Genomic DNA, 15,487 nt, shown 5'->3' with positions numbered 1-15,487 from the left:
TCCACAGTTTGTTAAATTAGATGAATTTTGAATTTTCTTTTTTTATGTTAAAATTAACTTGGTGATAAAATGATTATATCAAATATAAGTTTTAAAAATAAAAAATTTCATATTCTTTTTGATAATGGCGAAGAAATAGATATTTCAGAAGAAACTTTAATTGAATTTGGTCTCTACAAAGGTCAAGAAGTAGAAGATGAAATTATCGAAAAATTAAAATTTGAAGATGAAAAATCAAATGCTCTTCTTATAGCCTATAAATTTTTACAAAGAAATAAGACTGAAAAACAGCTAATAGACCATTTGTATAAAAATAAAGTAAGTAAAAATATAATAGATATAATTATTCCAATCTTAAATGAAAAAAAGTATTTAAATGACGAGGATTATGCAAGGAGATACTTATATGATGCCATGAATATAAAAAAGTATGGCAAGATAAAAATTATTTACATGTTAAGGTCTAAGGGAGTTGACAATAGGATTATCGAAAAAATTATGAAAGACTATGATTATGAATTGGAATACTTAAATGCCGAAAAACTTATAAGCAAAAAATTAGATGCTAATGAAAAAGATTTAAAAAAAATAAATTCTGCAAAAAAGTATTTGCAAAGTCGTGGATTTGAATTTGAGATTGTAAATTTCATAGTTGACGAATATCTTAGTGGAGAATCTTATGTCTAGCTACGTTTATATTTTAAAGTGTGGCGACGGGAGTTTATATACTGGATACACTAATAACTTAGAAAAAAGATTAAAGGCACACAATGATGGAATTGCATCAAAATATACCGCATCACATCTTCCAGTTGAAATGGTTTTTAGTGAAGAATGTATCGATAAATCCGACGCTTTAAAAAAAGAACATTTTATAAAAACTCTTACTCGTAAAAATAAATTAAAATTAATTCAAAACAAATTATCACTTCAAAACTTATATGATAATTATTTAAATAAATAATAAAAATTAAGAACCGACCCTAAATTTAAGGTCAGTTCTTCTATTTAATCTTATACATTTCTGTTAAGAAATTATCTTCTTTTTCAATAAAATCTCTTTCGCACAATTCATCTAGCTTATTTTTAAATTCATCATAGGATAAATTCTCTCCAGACTTTTTATTGTAATTAACTAAAGCTATATTTAAACTTGTCGCATCAATTGGAAGTAAATCCTTTATGTCAATAAAAAACTTTTCAAAGTTTTCCTTTTCGTGGTCTACTAACTCATCAAAAGGATTTTCCGTGTGAGGTGAAACTGTATTTGCAGCTCTAATTCTAACAAAAGATGTACGTCCTTTTTTTGCAGAAGAAATAAACACATCTCCTGAACTTAAATAAGGAAGTCTTTTTGTCTCGTCAACGGAAAGATCTGTTTCCTCTTTAATTGTATCAATATCTGAAGCTCTTACAGTTCTAAAAATCAATTTTGTGTTTAATTGAGCAGTAATTGTTTCATCTAATAATGTGGGTCTTTGAGTTGCAAGAATTAAAAAGACTCCGTACTTTCTCCCCTCTTGAGAAATTTCACGCAAAATATTCTTTGATGGAGTGTCAAAACCCTTTGGAGCAAAATTATGTGCCTCGTCAGTAATAATTACAAAGGGTGGAAAATAATCTACTTTAACATTTCTTCTGTAAAGTTCATCTCTATATTCCTTCCTTAAATAATATAATTTAGCTAAAAGATAAGTTGAAAACACATTTATCATTCTCGTTGATCCTTGAAGTACAACTAATTTTCTTCTCTTTAATAAATCTAAAAGCTCATCAATATTGTGAGAGAAAATCCCCTCGTTTTGAAGATTTATAAGTCTCCACAAAACTCCACGCACACTCATTGAATTACAAGTTTTGTCATATCTTTCATATATATCTAATACTTCTTCAAGTCGATTCATTCTAGTTATGTCTGGCTCGGCTGCAATTTCAGATAATATTTTATCTCTTGAACCAATCTCTTGACCTTCCAAAAGCATATCCAATTTGTTTTTAAAAGATTCGAAACTTGAGCCCTTTGCTAGCATTATGTCAATTACATTTTTCATGGAATCTGTGAGCGGTGATGCTGCGTTCAAAAGATTTTTTAAATCTCGCTTTTGCAATTCTTGAAATTTTATTCCCGTTTGCAATCCTATTTCAAGACATCTAAATTTGTCGCTGTAGTTTTTATTTGAAATTTCAGAATTATTTGAAAAATCCATTTCGTAATGAGGATCCATTACAATTGCAGGGACACCCATTTCCATTAATTCCTCTAAGATAACTCTAAGTCCAAAGGATTTACCACTTCCAGATCCACCAAAAACTCCTATGTGAGGATATTGATGCATAGATTTATAATCAAATAAATAAGGAAGTTCTCTTTGTTTTAAATATTCGTTGTTTTCAAAGGTGCTAAAAAGATTTTTATAAACATCATCCATTCCTTTAGCAATATTGTCAGTATTTTTTATTGAGCCGAGAACTAAAGAATTATTTGGCATTGTATCAATTAATAAATTTTTGATTTCATAAAATTCTGGTGCTCTCAAATCACTTCCAGTAAGGGGTGGATAAAGTAACTCTTCAAAAAATCTTAGTTTTGCTATATAAACTGTTTCTTCTCCAACATCGTAGCCCATGGAATCAAGAGATGACAATACATCGTTATCTACAAAATCTCCTCCAATATCAAGAGGAATAAATCTGTTAAAAGTTTTTGAGTCAACAACTTCTCCAATAATATCGCCTTGAACTGGATCTTCAACTATTAAAAACTCGTTGTTTCGAAAGTTTTTTTCCTTTGAACCAATATATACTTCCCTTGTTGTAGTAACACCAAGTACTTTCATTTTTCCTCCTATAAAGATCTCTTATCTCTTTCAGAAATAAAAAATCGTTCGTAAACATCCCTATCCAAATATTCTTCTAAAAGCATTTCTAATATTTCATCAGTAATTTTTACATCCTTATCTACAATGTCAAGCCAAAGCGGTACTCCTCTCGATGACATTGGAGTTAAAGTATAAATTAAATTGCAAATTTCCACTAAATAATCTTCTTGCGTATCTAAAATATCAACGCCAATTGCTCCAGGAAATCTTGAAGTTCTCATAAATGCAGATGAAAATCCTTCTCCCATTCCATCTTTAATAAATTTTTTATTTATTTCATTTTTTATTAAAATTGCTTCGCCAGTGTTAAGTCTATTGAATAAAATTTCTCTATCGTAAATACTTTCGTCAAGTTCAAGACTTCTTGCAATAACATTGGTCTTTATATCCTTTATCACACCAAAGAGAATTATATTTTTTCTTTCGCAACATTCTCGAAGCTCCTTAAACAAATCCAAGCAATTGATTTTATACCTAATAAATCCTCCGTCCATCATTAAATAATCAAAATCATATTTGTCTATGTATTCAAGAGCAGTTTCAATTTCAATGGTCGCCAAAAATTTTTGTGAAAGATTTTTATCGTCGTAAATTGAATTTAAAGTAGGCGTATAGACCTTTGTCTTATAAACTTCGTTGCCATCAGTTGACTTTGCAAGTCCTTGGAAAATTTCGATAAAATGCGGAAAAGCACCTCCAGACCTATTGTTTGAACCGTCAACTCCAACAGTTTTTTTGTATTTGGAAATTTCGTCTTTTTTAAACTTTTCCATTTTTATGATTTTTCCAACGTCTTCATTTATTTTTTCTCTAAATTCACTATTGTTTATTTTAAATACGAAGTCGTACTTATCTCTCAAATTAATATTTACATTCTTTATTTGTCCCTCAAGTTCCTTTAAATCTATCATAAATCCAAACTCTCCTTGTAAACGTCATTTTTTGGAATATTATATTTTTTTGAAATTTCTTTCACAGCTTGAGATTTTTTTACGCCTTTTTTTAATTCTTCCTCTAAGAGTTTTCTTATATTATAATTTTTTTCTTCGTTATTACCTTCTAGGCAAATTACAAATTCTCCCTTTTCAGTAATATCTTCATCAATAACTTTTGAAGTTGTGGATCTAATAGTTTCTTCAAAGACTTTTGTTATTTCACGTGAAATAGAAATTTTTCTCTCGCCAAAAACTTCGTAGACATCTTGTAAAAAATCTTTAATTCTATGGGGTGCTTCATAAAAAATAAGTGTAAATTTTAAATCCTTTAAAGATTCAAATTCTTTTTTTCTTGCAGAAGACTTATTTGAAGTAAATCCATAAAATGTAAAATGGTCTGTATCAAGTCCTGATAAAACTAAGGCAGTAAGTGCAGCGTTGGCACCTGGCAAAACTCTAAAATCAATTTTTTCTTCAATTAATTTTTTCACAAGTATTGCCCCAGGATCACTTATTCCAGGCATACCTGCATCTGTTACAAGGGCGATGTCCCTATCAGCAATGCTTTCAATTATTTTAGCAGACATTTCAGATTCGTTAAACTTATGATAAGTTCGCAACTCTGCCTTTATGTCATAATGATTTAAAAGTTTTACTGTAACTCTCTTGTCCTCAGCAAAAATCATATCAACAGATTTTAAAATTTCAATTGTCCTAATTGTAATATCCCCTAAGTTTCCAATTGGCGTTGGACAAAAATAAATCACAACAATACCTCATTTCTATAAACTTTTTTCATCTCTTCAGAATAATCCAATCCACTTCTTATATAAAAATCTCTAAAATCATTTCCAAAATTTGCTTGCTTTTTAGCAATAATTATTGTTGATTTTGCTTTTTTATTTTTATTTCCGTGGATGTTTATTATGTTTTTAACTCTAAGTCCCGCACTATTTATATTATATATCACTTCTGCAAGTCTATAAGTTGGGTAAATCATATAGAGAGTTCCAGAATTTTTTAAAAGATAATTTACTATGTAAAGGCTTCCTTCTATATCAAAAAAATGCTTTGCATCAATAGTTTCAAACTTAATATTTTTGAAATCATAATATGGTGGGTTGAAAATTACTGCATCAAAAAAATTTGTGTTATAAAATTTTTTTAAATTAAAAATATCTTCCTTTAATAAATTTATTTTCTCCTCTAATCTGTTAAAAGAAATAGAATTCTTAAATAATTCCAAAGCATTTTTGTTTTTGTCAATAGCATGAATTTCATGAAATCTATCACATACCCTCAAAGACAAAATTCCAGTGCCGCATCCAAGATCTATGGCTCTCTTTCCACTTTTTACAAAAGAAGACAAAATCAAGGCGTCAGTAGTGTACTTAAATTCTTCATCATCTTGAAAAATAATATAATTTGTTCCTGAAACTTCATCTTTTTTCATATTTCACCCTTTAAAACTTTCATAGCCTCATTGTATTTTAATTCTGCTTTGTTTTTTAATTCGGAGTTAGTAACATCACTTAGTTTTCCTCCAGTTACAATGTCTTCTAACTTTACTATATCGTAATTTAATTTGCCATTTGCTCTATATCTATTGACAAAAGTCGGATAAACACCATAAGACTTTAGTTTTGTTTCTCCATTTATATTATCCTTTTCAATTATAAGTTTTATTAATGCTCCTGTGTCAACACCGGGTTTGTTTAAATTTTCCACTCTTTGATTTGAAAGAGCATTTCCCATTGAATAAATCGTAAAATATTTTTTATTATTTTTTTCTTCTACTTCATATTTTTGCAAAACATGTGGATGGGACCCTAGAATAATATCTGCACCATATTCTTGAAGTCTATTTTTTAAATTAACTTGCCTCTCATTTGGAATTAATTGGTATTCATTCCCCCAGTGAGCATAAACTATCACAATATCAGAATTATTTTTTAAATTTTTAATATCTGCCTCCACATTTTGTGCAAAAGTATTAACATAATATTCTCTACCACGTATTAATGAGTCCATGCCATTTAATGTTTCTGTAAAAGAAATTAGTCCTATTTTTATTCCATTTTTTTCAATAATTATTCCCTTGTCTTCATCTTCTGAAAGTGTTCCAAAAGAATTCATTCCACTTTCTTTTATGTGAGAGATTGTTTCTAAAACACCCTCAGTTCCAGTATCTAGTGCATGGTTATTTGCAGTTGATATTGCATCAAATCCTGCATTTTTTAAAGAATAAATGGTTTCTTTAGGATAATTAAAAAGAGGAAATCCTGATAATTTTCTATTTGAATTTACTGAGCCTTCAAAATTTGCAATTGCAATATCTGCCTCATTAATGTCTGTTGAAATATTTGTAAAAATTGGTGTGAAGTCGTAAGATTCATTAGTTTTATAGTTCTTTACAATTGGTTGATGAAAAATCATGTCGCCCATTGCAAGAATTTTCACTTCAGACTTGTCCTCTTTTTTTATTTGTTCTTCATTTGCATTTTTTAATTTAAAAGTTTTATTTCCATTACTTACAAAGTTAAAATTATTGTTATGAGAAATATAGAGTACAAGTCCCAAAGTAAATACAATGACTATAAAGAAAATATTTTTTAAATTTTTCAATCTTCACCTCTGCTAAATTCGCAACCACAGTAATCTTGTCTGTACATATTAAATTTATCAGTTAGCTCTACTGATCTTTTAAAACCATTTTTCTTTTTAAAATCTGAATATAAATATTTTACTTTATATTCCTCAGAAACAAATTTTCCAAGTCGATTTAAAATTTGAGAATCTTTATGAGGAGAAATAGAAAGAGTTGTTGTAAAGTAATCGTAATTGTTTTTTGCTGCGTACTCTGCTGTCTTTTCAAGTCTTTGTCTATAACATCTAAAACATCTTGCTCCACCTTCTTTATAATTTTCAAATCCTTTTATATAATTTAAAAATTCATTGTGATTGTACTTTACGACTTTAACATCAATTTCCTCGTTGAGTCCTAAATCCTCAACAAGTTTAATTTGTTCATTAGACCTTCTGTAAAATTCATCTTCACTGTCAATATTAGGATTGTAACAAAAAACGTCAATGTCAAAGTAATCGCAAATTCTCTCTAAAACTGCAGAGGAACAAGGGCCACAACAAGAGTGTAAAAGAAGGCTAGGCTTTTTTTCTCTTTCAATTTTTTTTATTATTTTTTCCATTTCTAAATTGTAATTAATTTTATTCAAAATATCACCTAAAAAATTAGACTAGTTGCCTAGTCCAATTAATTTACATTCTTTTGTCTACTCTTAGCTATAATTCTAATAGATATACCTAAAATTATTATAGCAATACTCACAAGTTGAGAAACTCTAAAAATTCCAATATAAAGTGAATCAGTTCTTATTCCTTCAATGAAAAATCTCGCAATTCCATAAACTATCATATAAAAAGAAATGAGTTCTCCTTCAAATTTTTGCTTTTTAGAAAGATAAAAATATAAAAACAAAAATATTGAAAAATTAACAATTGATTCATAAAAAAATGTTGGATGAACCCATTGACCATCGACTAAAATTGCCCAAGGTACATCTGTAACACCACCATGAGCTTCGCCATTGATGTAATTTCCCCATCTTCCAATGGAATGTGCAAGTGCTAGACCAGGAGCAACACAGTCAAGTAAAGTTAGTACTTTTACTTTTTTATGCTTACAGAAAAAATATATAGTAAGTCCACCTGCAATTATTCCACCGTAAATTGCAAGTCCTCCATTTCGGATGGCAAAAATTTCGTCTAAGTGTTTGCTGTAATATTCCCACTCAAAAAGCACATAATAAAGTCTTGCACCAAGGACTCCAATTAATACAGCAAAAATAGAAACATCAGTTGAAATATCCTTATAAAGACCATATTTATAGTTTTTCTTCTCAGCCATCTTTTCTGTAATAAAAATTGCAAAAAAAACACCAATAGCTATTAAAATTCCGTACCATTTTACTTCAAGCCCAAAAATTGTAAAGGCAACGGGATTTATTCTCATAATAATTTGCTCTCCTTATAAATCGCAACTCCCGCAGAAACTCCAAGTCTGTCAGCTCCATTATTTATCATTTCTATTGCCTTTTTATAATCTCTTATTCCACCACTTGCTTTAACTTTTACTCTATCTGATACAGAATCCTTCATTAATTTAACATCTTCTGAATTTGCACCAGAAGTCGAAAAACCAGTTGAAGTTTTTACAAAATCTGCACCAGCTCTATCTGATAATTCACAAGCTTTTTTTATTTCATCTTTTGTAAGAAGGCAGTTTTCTAAAATTACCTTTAAAATTTTACCATTATCATGACAAATTTTTGCGATTTCTCTTATTTCATCTTCAACTTCCGTAAATTTTTTGGATTTGATATAGCCAATATTAATAACCATGTCGATTTCGTCTGCACCATTTTCAATTGCGTTTTTTGTTTCAAACAATTTAGTTTCTAAAGTATTTGCCCCCAAAGGAAAACCGATTACAGTACAAACTTTTACACTGCTATTTTTTAACATTTCTGCACATTTTTTTACCCAAATTGGATTTACACATACTGAAAAGAAATTGTATTCTATAGCTTCCCTTACAATTTCTTCAATTTGCGCTTCTGCTGATTCTGGTTTTAACAATGTGTGGTCAATAATTCTGTTAATTTCCATTAATCTCTCTCCCAAGATGTATACACATCAGTTACATCATCATTATCTTCCAGTGCATCAATTAATTTATCCATATTTTTAATATCTTCTTCATCAGTTAACTCAGTAGTAGTTTGTGGAATATAAGTTATTTCTGATTCAATAAAAGAATGTCCTGCATCTTCTAATGCTTTTCTAACATCAATATAATCTTCAGGTGCAGTTATAATTTCAAAGGCTTCTCCTCTGTCAATTACATCTTCTGCCCCTGCATCAATTGCAGTAAGAGTAAATTCATCTTCATCAAGTCCTTCTTTAAGGACTCCAAGAGATCCCTTTTTATCAAACATAAAAGATACACAACCAGGTTGACCAAGATTTCCACTATATTTATCAAATAAATGTCTAACATCTGGTGCAGTTCTATTTCTATTGTCTGTTAAACAATTTACCATTACAGCAACTCCACCTGGACCATAACCTTCATATACAATTTCTTCAAAGTTAGCGTCGTTATCTCCACCACCAGCTTTAGCAATTGCTCTATCTATGTTATCATTAGGCATATTTTCTGCCTTAGCTTTATCGATTGCTACCTTAAGAGATGGATTGTAATCTGGATCAAGTCCACCTTCCTTAGCAGCAACAGTTATTTGTCTTGCAAGTTTGGTAAAAATTTTACCCTTTTTTGCATCTTCTTTACCCTTTTTATTTTTAATATTATTCCATTTAGAATGTCCTGACATTTAATCACCTTTCTATATAAATCGCTATTTTTAGCTTTTTTATTATTATATTACAAAGCTTCTAATATCGTCAATAGTTAGACTTTTCTTTTGTATGAGTCAATACTTAATTTATTGTAAAAATTTTAAAAATTCACTTGACAAAATATTTTTTTCTATTTACAATTCAATGTATAGACTTTGAAGAGGAGAGTACATTGTAAAAGTTTTTACAGAGAGATTTCATATGGTGAAAGAAATCAAAATGGATACTTTGGAACATGGCCTTGGAGTCATCGCACCGAGACAATTGTTTAGACTGCGACAGGTACGCCTGTTATAGCGTTCGGAGTATGTTGGTACTCTATGAGGTTATTTTAGCGATAAAATAATAAAAAAAGGTGGTAACACGAAGCATAGCTTTCGTCCTTTATGGACGGGAGCTTTTTTTTATTGTTATAAAGTTTTAAAATAAAAATTAAAATCCTTTTGAGCTGCCGACAAAAAATTTTAGGAGGATAAAATGACAAAGAAAAATTTAGGAACATTATGTGTACAAGCAGGTTATGAACCAAAAAATGGCGAACCAAGAGTTGTGCCAATAATTCAATCAACTACTTTTAAATACGATTCATCAGAACAAATGGGCAATCTTTTCGACTTAAAGGAAGCAGGCTATTTTTATACAAGACTTGCAAACCCAACTAATGATGCTGTTGCAAAAAAAATTGTAGCCCTTGAAGGTGGAGTTGCTGGAATTTTAACTTCATCAGGACAAGCCGCAAACTTTTATGCACTTTTAAATATACTAAAAGCAGGTGACCACATAATTGCTTCATCAGCAATTTATGGCGGAACATACAATTTAATTGCTCACACAATGAAAGATTTAGGCATTGAATCAACTTTTGTTGACCCTGCAATTTCACTTGAAGATTTAAACAAAGAATTTAAGAAAAACACAAAGGCAATCTTTGGCGAAACTCTTTCCAACCCATCCCTAAAAGTTTTAGATATAGAAACTTTCGCAAAGGCTGCACATGACCATGGTGTTCCACTAATAGTTGATAACACCTTCCCTACGCCGATTTTTTTAAGACCAATTGAATGGGGTGCAGACATTGTTACTCACTCCACTACAAAATATATGAATGGATTCGCAAATTCTGTTGGCGGTGCAGTTGTTGATTCTGGAAACTTTGATTGGTCAAAGTACAAGGACAAATTTCCAGGACTTACTGAACCTGATGAAACTTATCACGGAGTAATTTATACTGAAACCTTTGGCAAAGGTGCTTATATAACAAAAATGACAACGACATTAATGAGAGATCTAGGAAGTATTCCTTCTCCTCAAAATTCTTTTTATTTGGGAATTGGTCTTGAAACGTTGCATCTTAGAATGCCAAGACATTATGAAAATGCACTTGCCGTTGCAAAATTTTTAGAAAGTAATGAGAAAATCTCTTGGGTAAGTTTTTCTGCATTAGAAAAGGACTCACAACACGAACTTGCAAAAAAATATCTTCCTGATGGATCTTGTGGCGTAATCTCCTTTGGAGTTAAAGGTGGCAGAGAAGCCGCAACAAAATTTATGGATAGCCTAAAACTTGCAGCAGTTGTAACACACGTTGCCGATTCAAGAACTTGTGTCCTACACCCTGCAAGTACAACTCATAGGCAAATGAATGAGGAAGAACTTACACAAGCAGGTATTAGTTCTGACTTAATAAGAATGAGTGTTGGCATCGAAGATGTTGAAGATATAATAGATGATGTTAAACAAGCACTAGAATCAATTTAATTTTATTAATTATTTCATATTTAATTCTGATAAAGTAGGCATATTATCTTTTTTAATATGCCTACTTTGTCAATATAATAAGACAAATTTATACTTTTAATTACTTGCAATTAAATTTTTGATGATTTATAATTTTATTAAACCTAGTGATTCGCTAGGATATAGGAGGTAATATGAAAGATATAATTATTATAGGAGCTGGCCCTAGTGGTGTAAGTGCTGCCCTTTATGCAAAAGCAAGAGGAAAGGACATCTTAATTTTAGAAAAAGAGCAAGTTGGAGGATTAATTGGTCATGTGTCTAAAGTAAGTCATTACGCATCTGTTGATGAAAATGAAACAGGCGAAAGCTTTAGAAAAAAATTGGAAGCTCAACTTAAATATTCTAATATAGAAGTGGTTTATGAAGAGGCTATATCTATAAAAAAGGAAAGTGATAAATTCATTATTGCCACTGACAAAGATACTTATGAAGCTAAAAAAGTTATTTATGCAGCAGGCTCTAAACTTAAAGAACTTGAGGTAGATGAAATTAAAACTTATCACTGGCCTTTTGGTAAAGAAGATTTGCTAAAAGATAAGCTTGTAATTATTAATGGCGGCTCAGATGGAGCAGCTAAGGAGGGTCTATATATTTCAAAATTTGCAAGAGAAGTTCATATAGTCCAAGATAAAGATAAGCTACTTTGTATTGACGAATTTAAAAAGAAAATTGAAGATAGTTCAAATATTATAGTTCATACTGGTGAAAAGATTGTAGGTAAAGTTTCAAATTCTGAAATAAAATTATCTTCAGGAAAAACAATTAAAGATAAAGATGAAATCTTAGTCTTTGTGCAAATTGGTCAAAGCGGAAATTCAGATATTTTAGAAAACTTTGATTTAGAAAATGGTTTCGTAAAGACTGATATAGAAAGTGATGTTGATGGTCTTTTCTTTGCTGGAGATGTCAGAGTAAAGTCTGTAAGACAAGTATCTACAGCTGTATGTGATGGAACAATAGCAGGCATTAAGGCAAGTCAAAGCTTGTAATAAAAAATGTACTTATACTTTAAATTCAAAGATTAAAAACTTTTTAATAAAAATTAATTCTATTTTTAAAGAAAAAATCGACTTACTCATATGATGAGTTTGCCGATTTTTTGATGTTTAAAAAATTATAAGCTTGTAACCTATCAGGAAAAGCTGAAAAAAATTTTTCATAGAACCTATAAATAAAATAATTTACATTCCATTTACCTATATATTTCTTTCTTTTGATCCCTTTCCTTTTGCAATAATTTCTCCCTTTATTTCAAATTCTTTAACTTCGCCGCCATCAATATTAAAACTTATAACCCCATCGCCATTTGTTTCAATGTTTTCTCCAACAACTAAATTTTCTATTACTGCGCCTTCAAGCACACTTATGCCGTCTGCTTTTAAAGTTTTTATAACACCTTTTACAAGTGTTTCCCCTTCTCCACCAAAGGTTTCAATTGATTTAGTGATAGTGATCTTCCCTACTGGTTTTGAAAATTGCATACCAATAGATCCATCACCAAGAGTTTTTATTGAATAAAATGTGGCATCATTTATAGTACCGTCGTATTGGTTGAATCCTCTGGCACCTTTACCATAAGTTTCAATTGGACTGTTTGCAAGGAATTTTTTAACTGTTCCAAAATTTACAAATCCGATACCACTTGAGCCGTAGCTAATTACTTTTTCATTTGTTGTCCAATCATCGACAACTCCCCATACATCAAGAACCATATCGTTGTTTCCATATGTTTTAACAACTCCATTTGAAACAATTTTCTTTGCATGAGCACCATATACAATAAATATAGCACCTGTAATTAAATTAGGTTGACCTGTTGGAATCATTCCGTTAGAGTAGATGTCTTTTGTTTCAAGTTCATTTACTGTAACTTTTCCTCCTTCGTCATTAAAGCCTGATATAAATACTCCACTTCCAAGGACAGGCGCAAGTTCTCTTCCTATTTTTAATCCCTTAATATTTGCTATTATTTCGCTATCCTTAGATGGATTAAAGTTATAAACTGTAAACGCTCCTTGGTATACAATTACGCCGTATTTCATAGGCCTTTCCGTAAATCCTCTTGCATCTGCAGAAACAATATCAAGATTTTCAATGTCTAAATTTAAAAATTTATTATTTCCTCTTGTAAGAATTTGAACTACACCTGTAACTGTAAGATCTTTTAGGTATATATCTTTTAAATCTTCTAGTTCTGAATTTATAAAGATAGCCCTTTCTTTATGTGATGTTTGAATTGCAAGATTCTTAATCTCATTATCGCCTTCAAGTCCAATTCCTCCACCATTCATAAAACTTATAAGCACATTTTTATTTTTACCAATAAGTTTCTTTCCTTTTTTCAATGTGATTGAATTTGGAATTGTAAATGAATTATAAATTTCAATTAAGTCGTCATTTGAATTCAAAGCCTTTTGTAGTTCTACATAGTTTTTTACCTTCATAAGCTACCTCCTATCTAAAAAGCACGTCATTATACTCAAATTTTTTTTCAAATTCTTTTTTTGCATATGGACATAGCGGAATAATTTTCACATTTTCTTTTCTTGCATTTTCAACTATCTTTTCTACAAGTTTTGAAGCATATCCCTTGCCTCTTAAACTTTCATCCACATATGTGTGATCTATAATCCATTTCGTATCGGAAACTGAAAACGTAGACTCTCCAACAAGTATATCTTTATCATCGTAAAGTGCCGCTCTATTCCTATTTTTTTCAAATTCTACTCTCATTATTTCTCCTTTATTCCAATAAAATAAAATTATCTTTAATTTTAAAATTTTAACAATTTAAAAGTGAGCTTAAAAACTCACTTTTTTAATTTAATCAGCATTAAATTCAATTTTGTCCTTTATAAATGTTCCATTTCTAAGATCTTCATAAGCTTGTCTGATTTCTTCTGAAGTGTTCATAACAATAGGACCTGCCCATGCAACCTCTTCATTAAGTTTTTCGGAACTCATAAATAATACTTGTGCATTATCGTCCCCATTTTTAATTGTTAATTTGTCACCTTCTGATAGTTTTACAGCTGTTTTTTCTTCAATATGTTCATCTCCAACATAAATATTTCCAATAAGTGTGAAAATCATAACAGATTTATCGTGATCTGTTTCAATTGTAAATTCTTTATTTGGTTCCAAATGAATATCATAATAATCAAGGGGTAAGTGTTCTCCAGTAAATCCACTATGATCTTTGTAACTTCCAGAAAGCAATCGAAGCATGCCACCATCAATATCAATTTCTTCAATATCGTCTTTATGAATCTTATTATAAGTTGGCTTACTCATCTTTTCCTTTTTTGGAAGATTTAACCAAAGTTGAACACCAAGAAGTCTATCGGCCGCTGGAACCATTTCCTCATGTTCAATTCCAGACCCTGAATTCATCCATTGAACCTCTCCATCGCCAATTCCATCTTCATTTCCAAGAGTGTCTTTATGAACCATTTTCCCTTTGTAAAGATAGCTAACTGTTTCAATTCCTCTGTGTGGATGCATTGGGAAACCAGCAGTATATTCGTCTGGATTTGTACTGTCAAATGAGTCAAGCATCAAGATTGGATCGAAGTCCTCCACCGTTTCATGTCCCAAAACTCTTACTAAACTTACTCCTGCACCATCTTTTGTTCTAAAACCTTGTACTTTTTTAACTACTTTTCTGTCCATATATACCTCCAATTTTCTTTAAAATTATAAGCAAATTTTCTTTTTCTTCTTCTGTTAGCATAGAAAAAGATTCGTATAACATTTCTGTGTTTTTAATAACAACCCTTTCAATAACATCTCTTCCCTTGTCCTTTAGATGTAAAATGCAAACTCTCTTGTCGCTTTCGCAAGGAATTTTTTCAATATAATCAAGTTTTACCAAATTATTTACAATAACAGAAATAGTTCCAACGCTGCTCAAAATCTTATTCATTACATTTCCAATGCTCATATCTCCCTTACTATAAAGAACTTCCAAAACTTCAAACTGACCAAAGGTTAAACCTTCCTCTTGAGCAAGCTTCATTGTTTTCTTATCAATTTTATCAATGCTCCTATGGAGTGCTATTATTAATTTTAATGAAATATCCATATATTCCCTCAAAAATCTAACTGGATATATTGCCATCCAAAATACTTTAAAACAAATATCCTTTTTTACAAAATGAGCCTCATTAAATTAGCCTTTATTTACTAAACAAAATTTTTGCAAATTCTTCTTTTGTGTCTTCCCTGTTCCAATCTCTTTGAAGTTCACAAGCAAGTTGTGTAAAGCTAATAAGTTTTGCTCCAGCTTGTTCCATACGTCTAAGCGCAGCTATGTGTGCAGTTTTACTTGTACCTCCAACAGCATCTACAACAACATAAACCTCATATCCTTCTTTTAGAGCATCAAGTGCTGGAAAGCTAAGACATGCCTCTGTCCAAAGTGCTGTTATAATAAGC

Annotated in this window: 18 protein-coding genes and 1 other annotated feature; of the genes, 4 read left to right on the top strand and 14 right to left on the bottom strand. The window is 30.4% G+C overall.

The window, feature by feature from the left end; all coding sequences use genetic code 11:
- Positions 1-69: 69 nt before the first annotated feature.
- Both MR285_RS00960 and MR285_RS00955 read left to right on the top strand, forming a co-directional pair.
- Complete coding sequence (locus MR285_RS00960; RefSeq protein ID WP_293557252.1) at positions 70-687, top strand: RecX family transcriptional regulator; 618 nt, start codon at positions 70-72, stop codon at positions 685-687.
- A complete protein-coding gene (locus tag MR285_RS00955) occupies positions 680-964 on the top strand; it encodes a GIY-YIG nuclease family protein (protein ID WP_293557251.1) in 285 nt (94 codons plus the stop codon). Before MR285_RS00960 ends, MR285_RS00955 begins: the two co-directional genes overlap by 8 nt.
- 40 nt (positions 965-1,004) lie before the next feature.
- On the opposite strand, the gene MR285_RS00950 is transcribed toward MR285_RS00955, so the two are convergent.
- The 9 genes from MR285_RS00950 to MR285_RS00910 are packed head-to-tail and all read right to left on the bottom strand — an operon-like array spanning position 1,005 to position 9,225.
- Positions 1,005-2,837: an ATP-binding protein gene (locus MR285_RS00950; RefSeq protein WP_293557250.1), complete on the bottom strand. Its 1,833-nt coding sequence runs from the start codon at positions 2,835-2,837 to the stop codon at positions 1,005-1,007.
- An 8-nt stretch (positions 2,838-2,845) separates the two neighbouring features.
- Complete coding sequence (locus tag MR285_RS00945; RefSeq protein ID WP_293557249.1) at positions 2,846-3,790, bottom strand: DNA double-strand break repair nuclease NurA; 945 nt, start codon at positions 3,788-3,790, stop codon at positions 2,846-2,848.
- Positions 3,787-4,581, bottom strand: coding sequence for a 16S rRNA (cytidine(1402)-2'-O)-methyltransferase (rsmI, locus tag MR285_RS00940; protein ID WP_293557248.1), 795 nt, complete (start codon positions 4,579-4,581; stop codon positions 3,787-3,789). Before rsmI ends, MR285_RS00945 begins: the two co-directional genes overlap by 4 nt.
- The gene (locus tag MR285_RS00935) at positions 4,578-5,267 is read right to left on the bottom strand and encodes a methyltransferase (protein ID WP_293557247.1); all 690 of its coding nucleotides are present in this window, start codon (positions 5,265-5,267) and stop codon (positions 4,578-4,580) included. Before MR285_RS00935 ends, rsmI begins: the two co-directional genes overlap by 4 nt.
- Positions 5,264-6,439 (bottom strand): CapA family protein, encoded by a 1,176-nt coding sequence (locus MR285_RS00930; RefSeq protein ID WP_293557246.1) that lies wholly within the window; start codon positions 6,437-6,439, stop codon positions 5,264-5,266. Before MR285_RS00930 ends, MR285_RS00935 begins: the two co-directional genes overlap by 4 nt.
- On the bottom strand, positions 6,436-7,047 hold the full coding sequence (locus tag MR285_RS00925) for an epoxyqueuosine reductase QueH (RefSeq protein ID WP_293557245.1): 612 nt from the start codon (positions 7,045-7,047) through the stop codon (positions 6,436-6,438). The genes MR285_RS00930 and MR285_RS00925 overlap by 4 nt, the downstream gene beginning before the upstream one ends.
- A 38-nt stretch (positions 7,048-7,085) precedes the next feature.
- A complete protein-coding gene (lgt, locus tag MR285_RS00920; protein ID WP_293557244.1) occupies positions 7,086-7,844 on the bottom strand; it encodes a prolipoprotein diacylglyceryl transferase in 759 nt (252 codons plus the stop codon).
- Positions 7,841-8,500, bottom strand: coding sequence for a deoxyribose-phosphate aldolase (deoC, locus tag MR285_RS00915; RefSeq protein ID WP_293557243.1), 660 nt, complete (start codon positions 8,498-8,500; stop codon positions 7,841-7,843). The genes lgt and deoC overlap by 4 nt, the downstream gene beginning before the upstream one ends.
- The gene (locus tag MR285_RS00910) at positions 8,500-9,225 is read right to left on the bottom strand and encodes a YebC/PmpR family DNA-binding transcriptional regulator (protein WP_075658978.1); all 726 of its coding nucleotides are present in this window, start codon (positions 9,223-9,225) and stop codon (positions 8,500-8,502) included. The genes deoC and MR285_RS00910 overlap by 1 nt, the downstream gene beginning before the upstream one ends.
- A 171-nt stretch (positions 9,226-9,396) precedes the next feature.
- Positions 9,397-9,638: a binding site (T-box leader), on the top strand.
- Positions 9,639-9,727: 89 nt separating this feature from the next.
- On the opposite strand from MR285_RS00910, the gene MR285_RS00905 reads away from it, so the two are divergent.
- Together MR285_RS00905 and MR285_RS00900 are read left to right on the top strand one after the other, a co-directional pair.
- Entirely contained in the window at positions 9,728-11,008 is a 1,281-nt protein-coding gene (locus tag MR285_RS00905; protein ID WP_293557242.1) for an O-acetylhomoserine aminocarboxypropyltransferase/cysteine synthase family protein, read from the top strand.
- A gap of 173 nt (positions 11,009-11,181) precedes the next feature.
- Positions 11,182-12,039, top strand: a complete 858-nt coding sequence (locus MR285_RS00900) for an NAD(P)/FAD-dependent oxidoreductase (protein WP_293557241.1) — start codon at positions 11,182-11,184, stop codon at positions 12,037-12,039.
- 207 nt (positions 12,040-12,246) lie between these two features.
- Here the strand turns inward: MR285_RS00900 and MR285_RS00895 are convergent, their stop codons facing one another.
- The 5 genes from MR285_RS00895 to MR285_RS00875 form a co-directional block, all read right to left on the bottom strand.
- Positions 12,247-13,494, bottom strand: coding sequence for a hypothetical protein (locus tag MR285_RS00895; RefSeq protein WP_293557240.1), 1,248 nt, complete (start codon positions 13,492-13,494; stop codon positions 12,247-12,249).
- A gap of 10 nt (positions 13,495-13,504) precedes the next feature.
- A complete protein-coding gene (locus MR285_RS00890; RefSeq protein WP_293557239.1) occupies positions 13,505-13,783 on the bottom strand; it encodes a GNAT family N-acetyltransferase in 279 nt (92 codons plus the stop codon).
- Positions 13,784-13,873: 90 nt separating this feature from the next.
- Positions 13,874-14,722 carry a pirin family protein gene (locus tag MR285_RS00885; RefSeq protein WP_293557238.1) on the bottom strand — a complete coding sequence of 283 codons (849 nt, stop codon included), beginning with the start codon at positions 14,720-14,722 and terminating at the stop codon, positions 13,874-13,876.
- The gene (locus tag MR285_RS00880) at positions 14,703-15,134 is read right to left on the bottom strand and encodes a MarR family transcriptional regulator (RefSeq protein ID WP_293557237.1); all 432 of its coding nucleotides are present in this window, start codon (positions 15,132-15,134) and stop codon (positions 14,703-14,705) included. The genes MR285_RS00885 and MR285_RS00880 overlap by 20 nt, the downstream gene beginning before the upstream one ends.
- 94 nt (positions 15,135-15,228) lie before the next feature.
- Positions 15,229-15,487, bottom strand: a 259-nt coding sequence (locus MR285_RS00875; protein WP_293557236.1) for an isochorismatase family protein, incomplete at its 5' end; no start/stop codon positions are given.

This window comes from Peptoniphilus sp., from assembly GCF_022767005.1.
In the GTDB taxonomy this organism is placed as follows: Bacteria; Bacillota; Clostridia; order Tissierellales; family Peptoniphilaceae; genus Peptoniphilus_A.
The sequence above is the reverse complement of the archived record's forward strand: the minus strand, read 5'-3'. Positions and strand labels throughout refer to the sequence as shown.

Bases quoted from the DNA above. Each gene is read 5' to 3' on its own strand.
- MR285_RS00960 (WP_293557252.1), top strand. From the start codon at position 70: ATGATTATATCAAATATAAGTTTTAAAAATAAAAAATTTCATATTCTT.
- MR285_RS00955 (WP_293557251.1), top strand. From the start codon at position 680: ATGTCTAGCTACGTTTATATTTTAAAGTGTGGCGACGGGAGTTTATAT.
- MR285_RS00950 (WP_293557250.1), bottom strand. From the start codon at position 2,837: ATGAAAGTACTTGGTGTTACTACAACAAGGGAAGTATATATTGGTTCA.
- MR285_RS00945 (WP_293557249.1), bottom strand. From the start codon at position 3,790: ATGATAGATTTAAAGGAACTTGAGGGACAAATAAAGAATGTAAATATT.
- MR285_RS00935 (WP_293557247.1), bottom strand. From the start codon at position 5,267: ATGAAAAAAGATGAAGTTTCAGGAACAAATTATATTATTTTTCAAGAT.
- lgt (WP_293557244.1), bottom strand. From the start codon at position 7,844: ATGAGAATAAATCCCGTTGCCTTTACAATTTTTGGGCTTGAAGTAAAA.
- deoC (WP_293557243.1), bottom strand. From the start codon at position 8,500: ATGGAAATTAACAGAATTATTGACCACACATTGTTAAAACCAGAATCA.
- MR285_RS00910 (WP_075658978.1), bottom strand. From the start codon at position 9,225: ATGTCAGGACATTCTAAATGGAATAATATTAAAAATAAAAAGGGTAAA.
- MR285_RS00905 (WP_293557242.1), top strand. From the start codon at position 9,728: ATGACAAAGAAAAATTTAGGAACATTATGTGTACAAGCAGGTTATGAA.
- MR285_RS00900 (WP_293557241.1), top strand. From the start codon at position 11,182: ATGAAAGATATAATTATTATAGGAGCTGGCCCTAGTGGTGTAAGTGCT.
- MR285_RS00895 (WP_293557240.1), bottom strand. From the start codon at position 13,494: ATGAAGGTAAAAAACTATGTAGAACTACAAAAGGCTTTGAATTCAAAT.
- MR285_RS00890 (WP_293557239.1), bottom strand. From the start codon at position 13,783: ATGAGAGTAGAATTTGAAAAAAATAGGAATAGAGCGGCACTTTACGAT.
- MR285_RS00885 (WP_293557238.1), bottom strand. From the start codon at position 14,722: ATGGACAGAAAAGTAGTTAAAAAAGTACAAGGTTTTAGAACAAAAGAT.
- MR285_RS00880 (WP_293557237.1), bottom strand. From the start codon at position 15,134: ATGGATATTTCATTAAAATTAATAATAGCACTCCATAGGAGCATTGAT.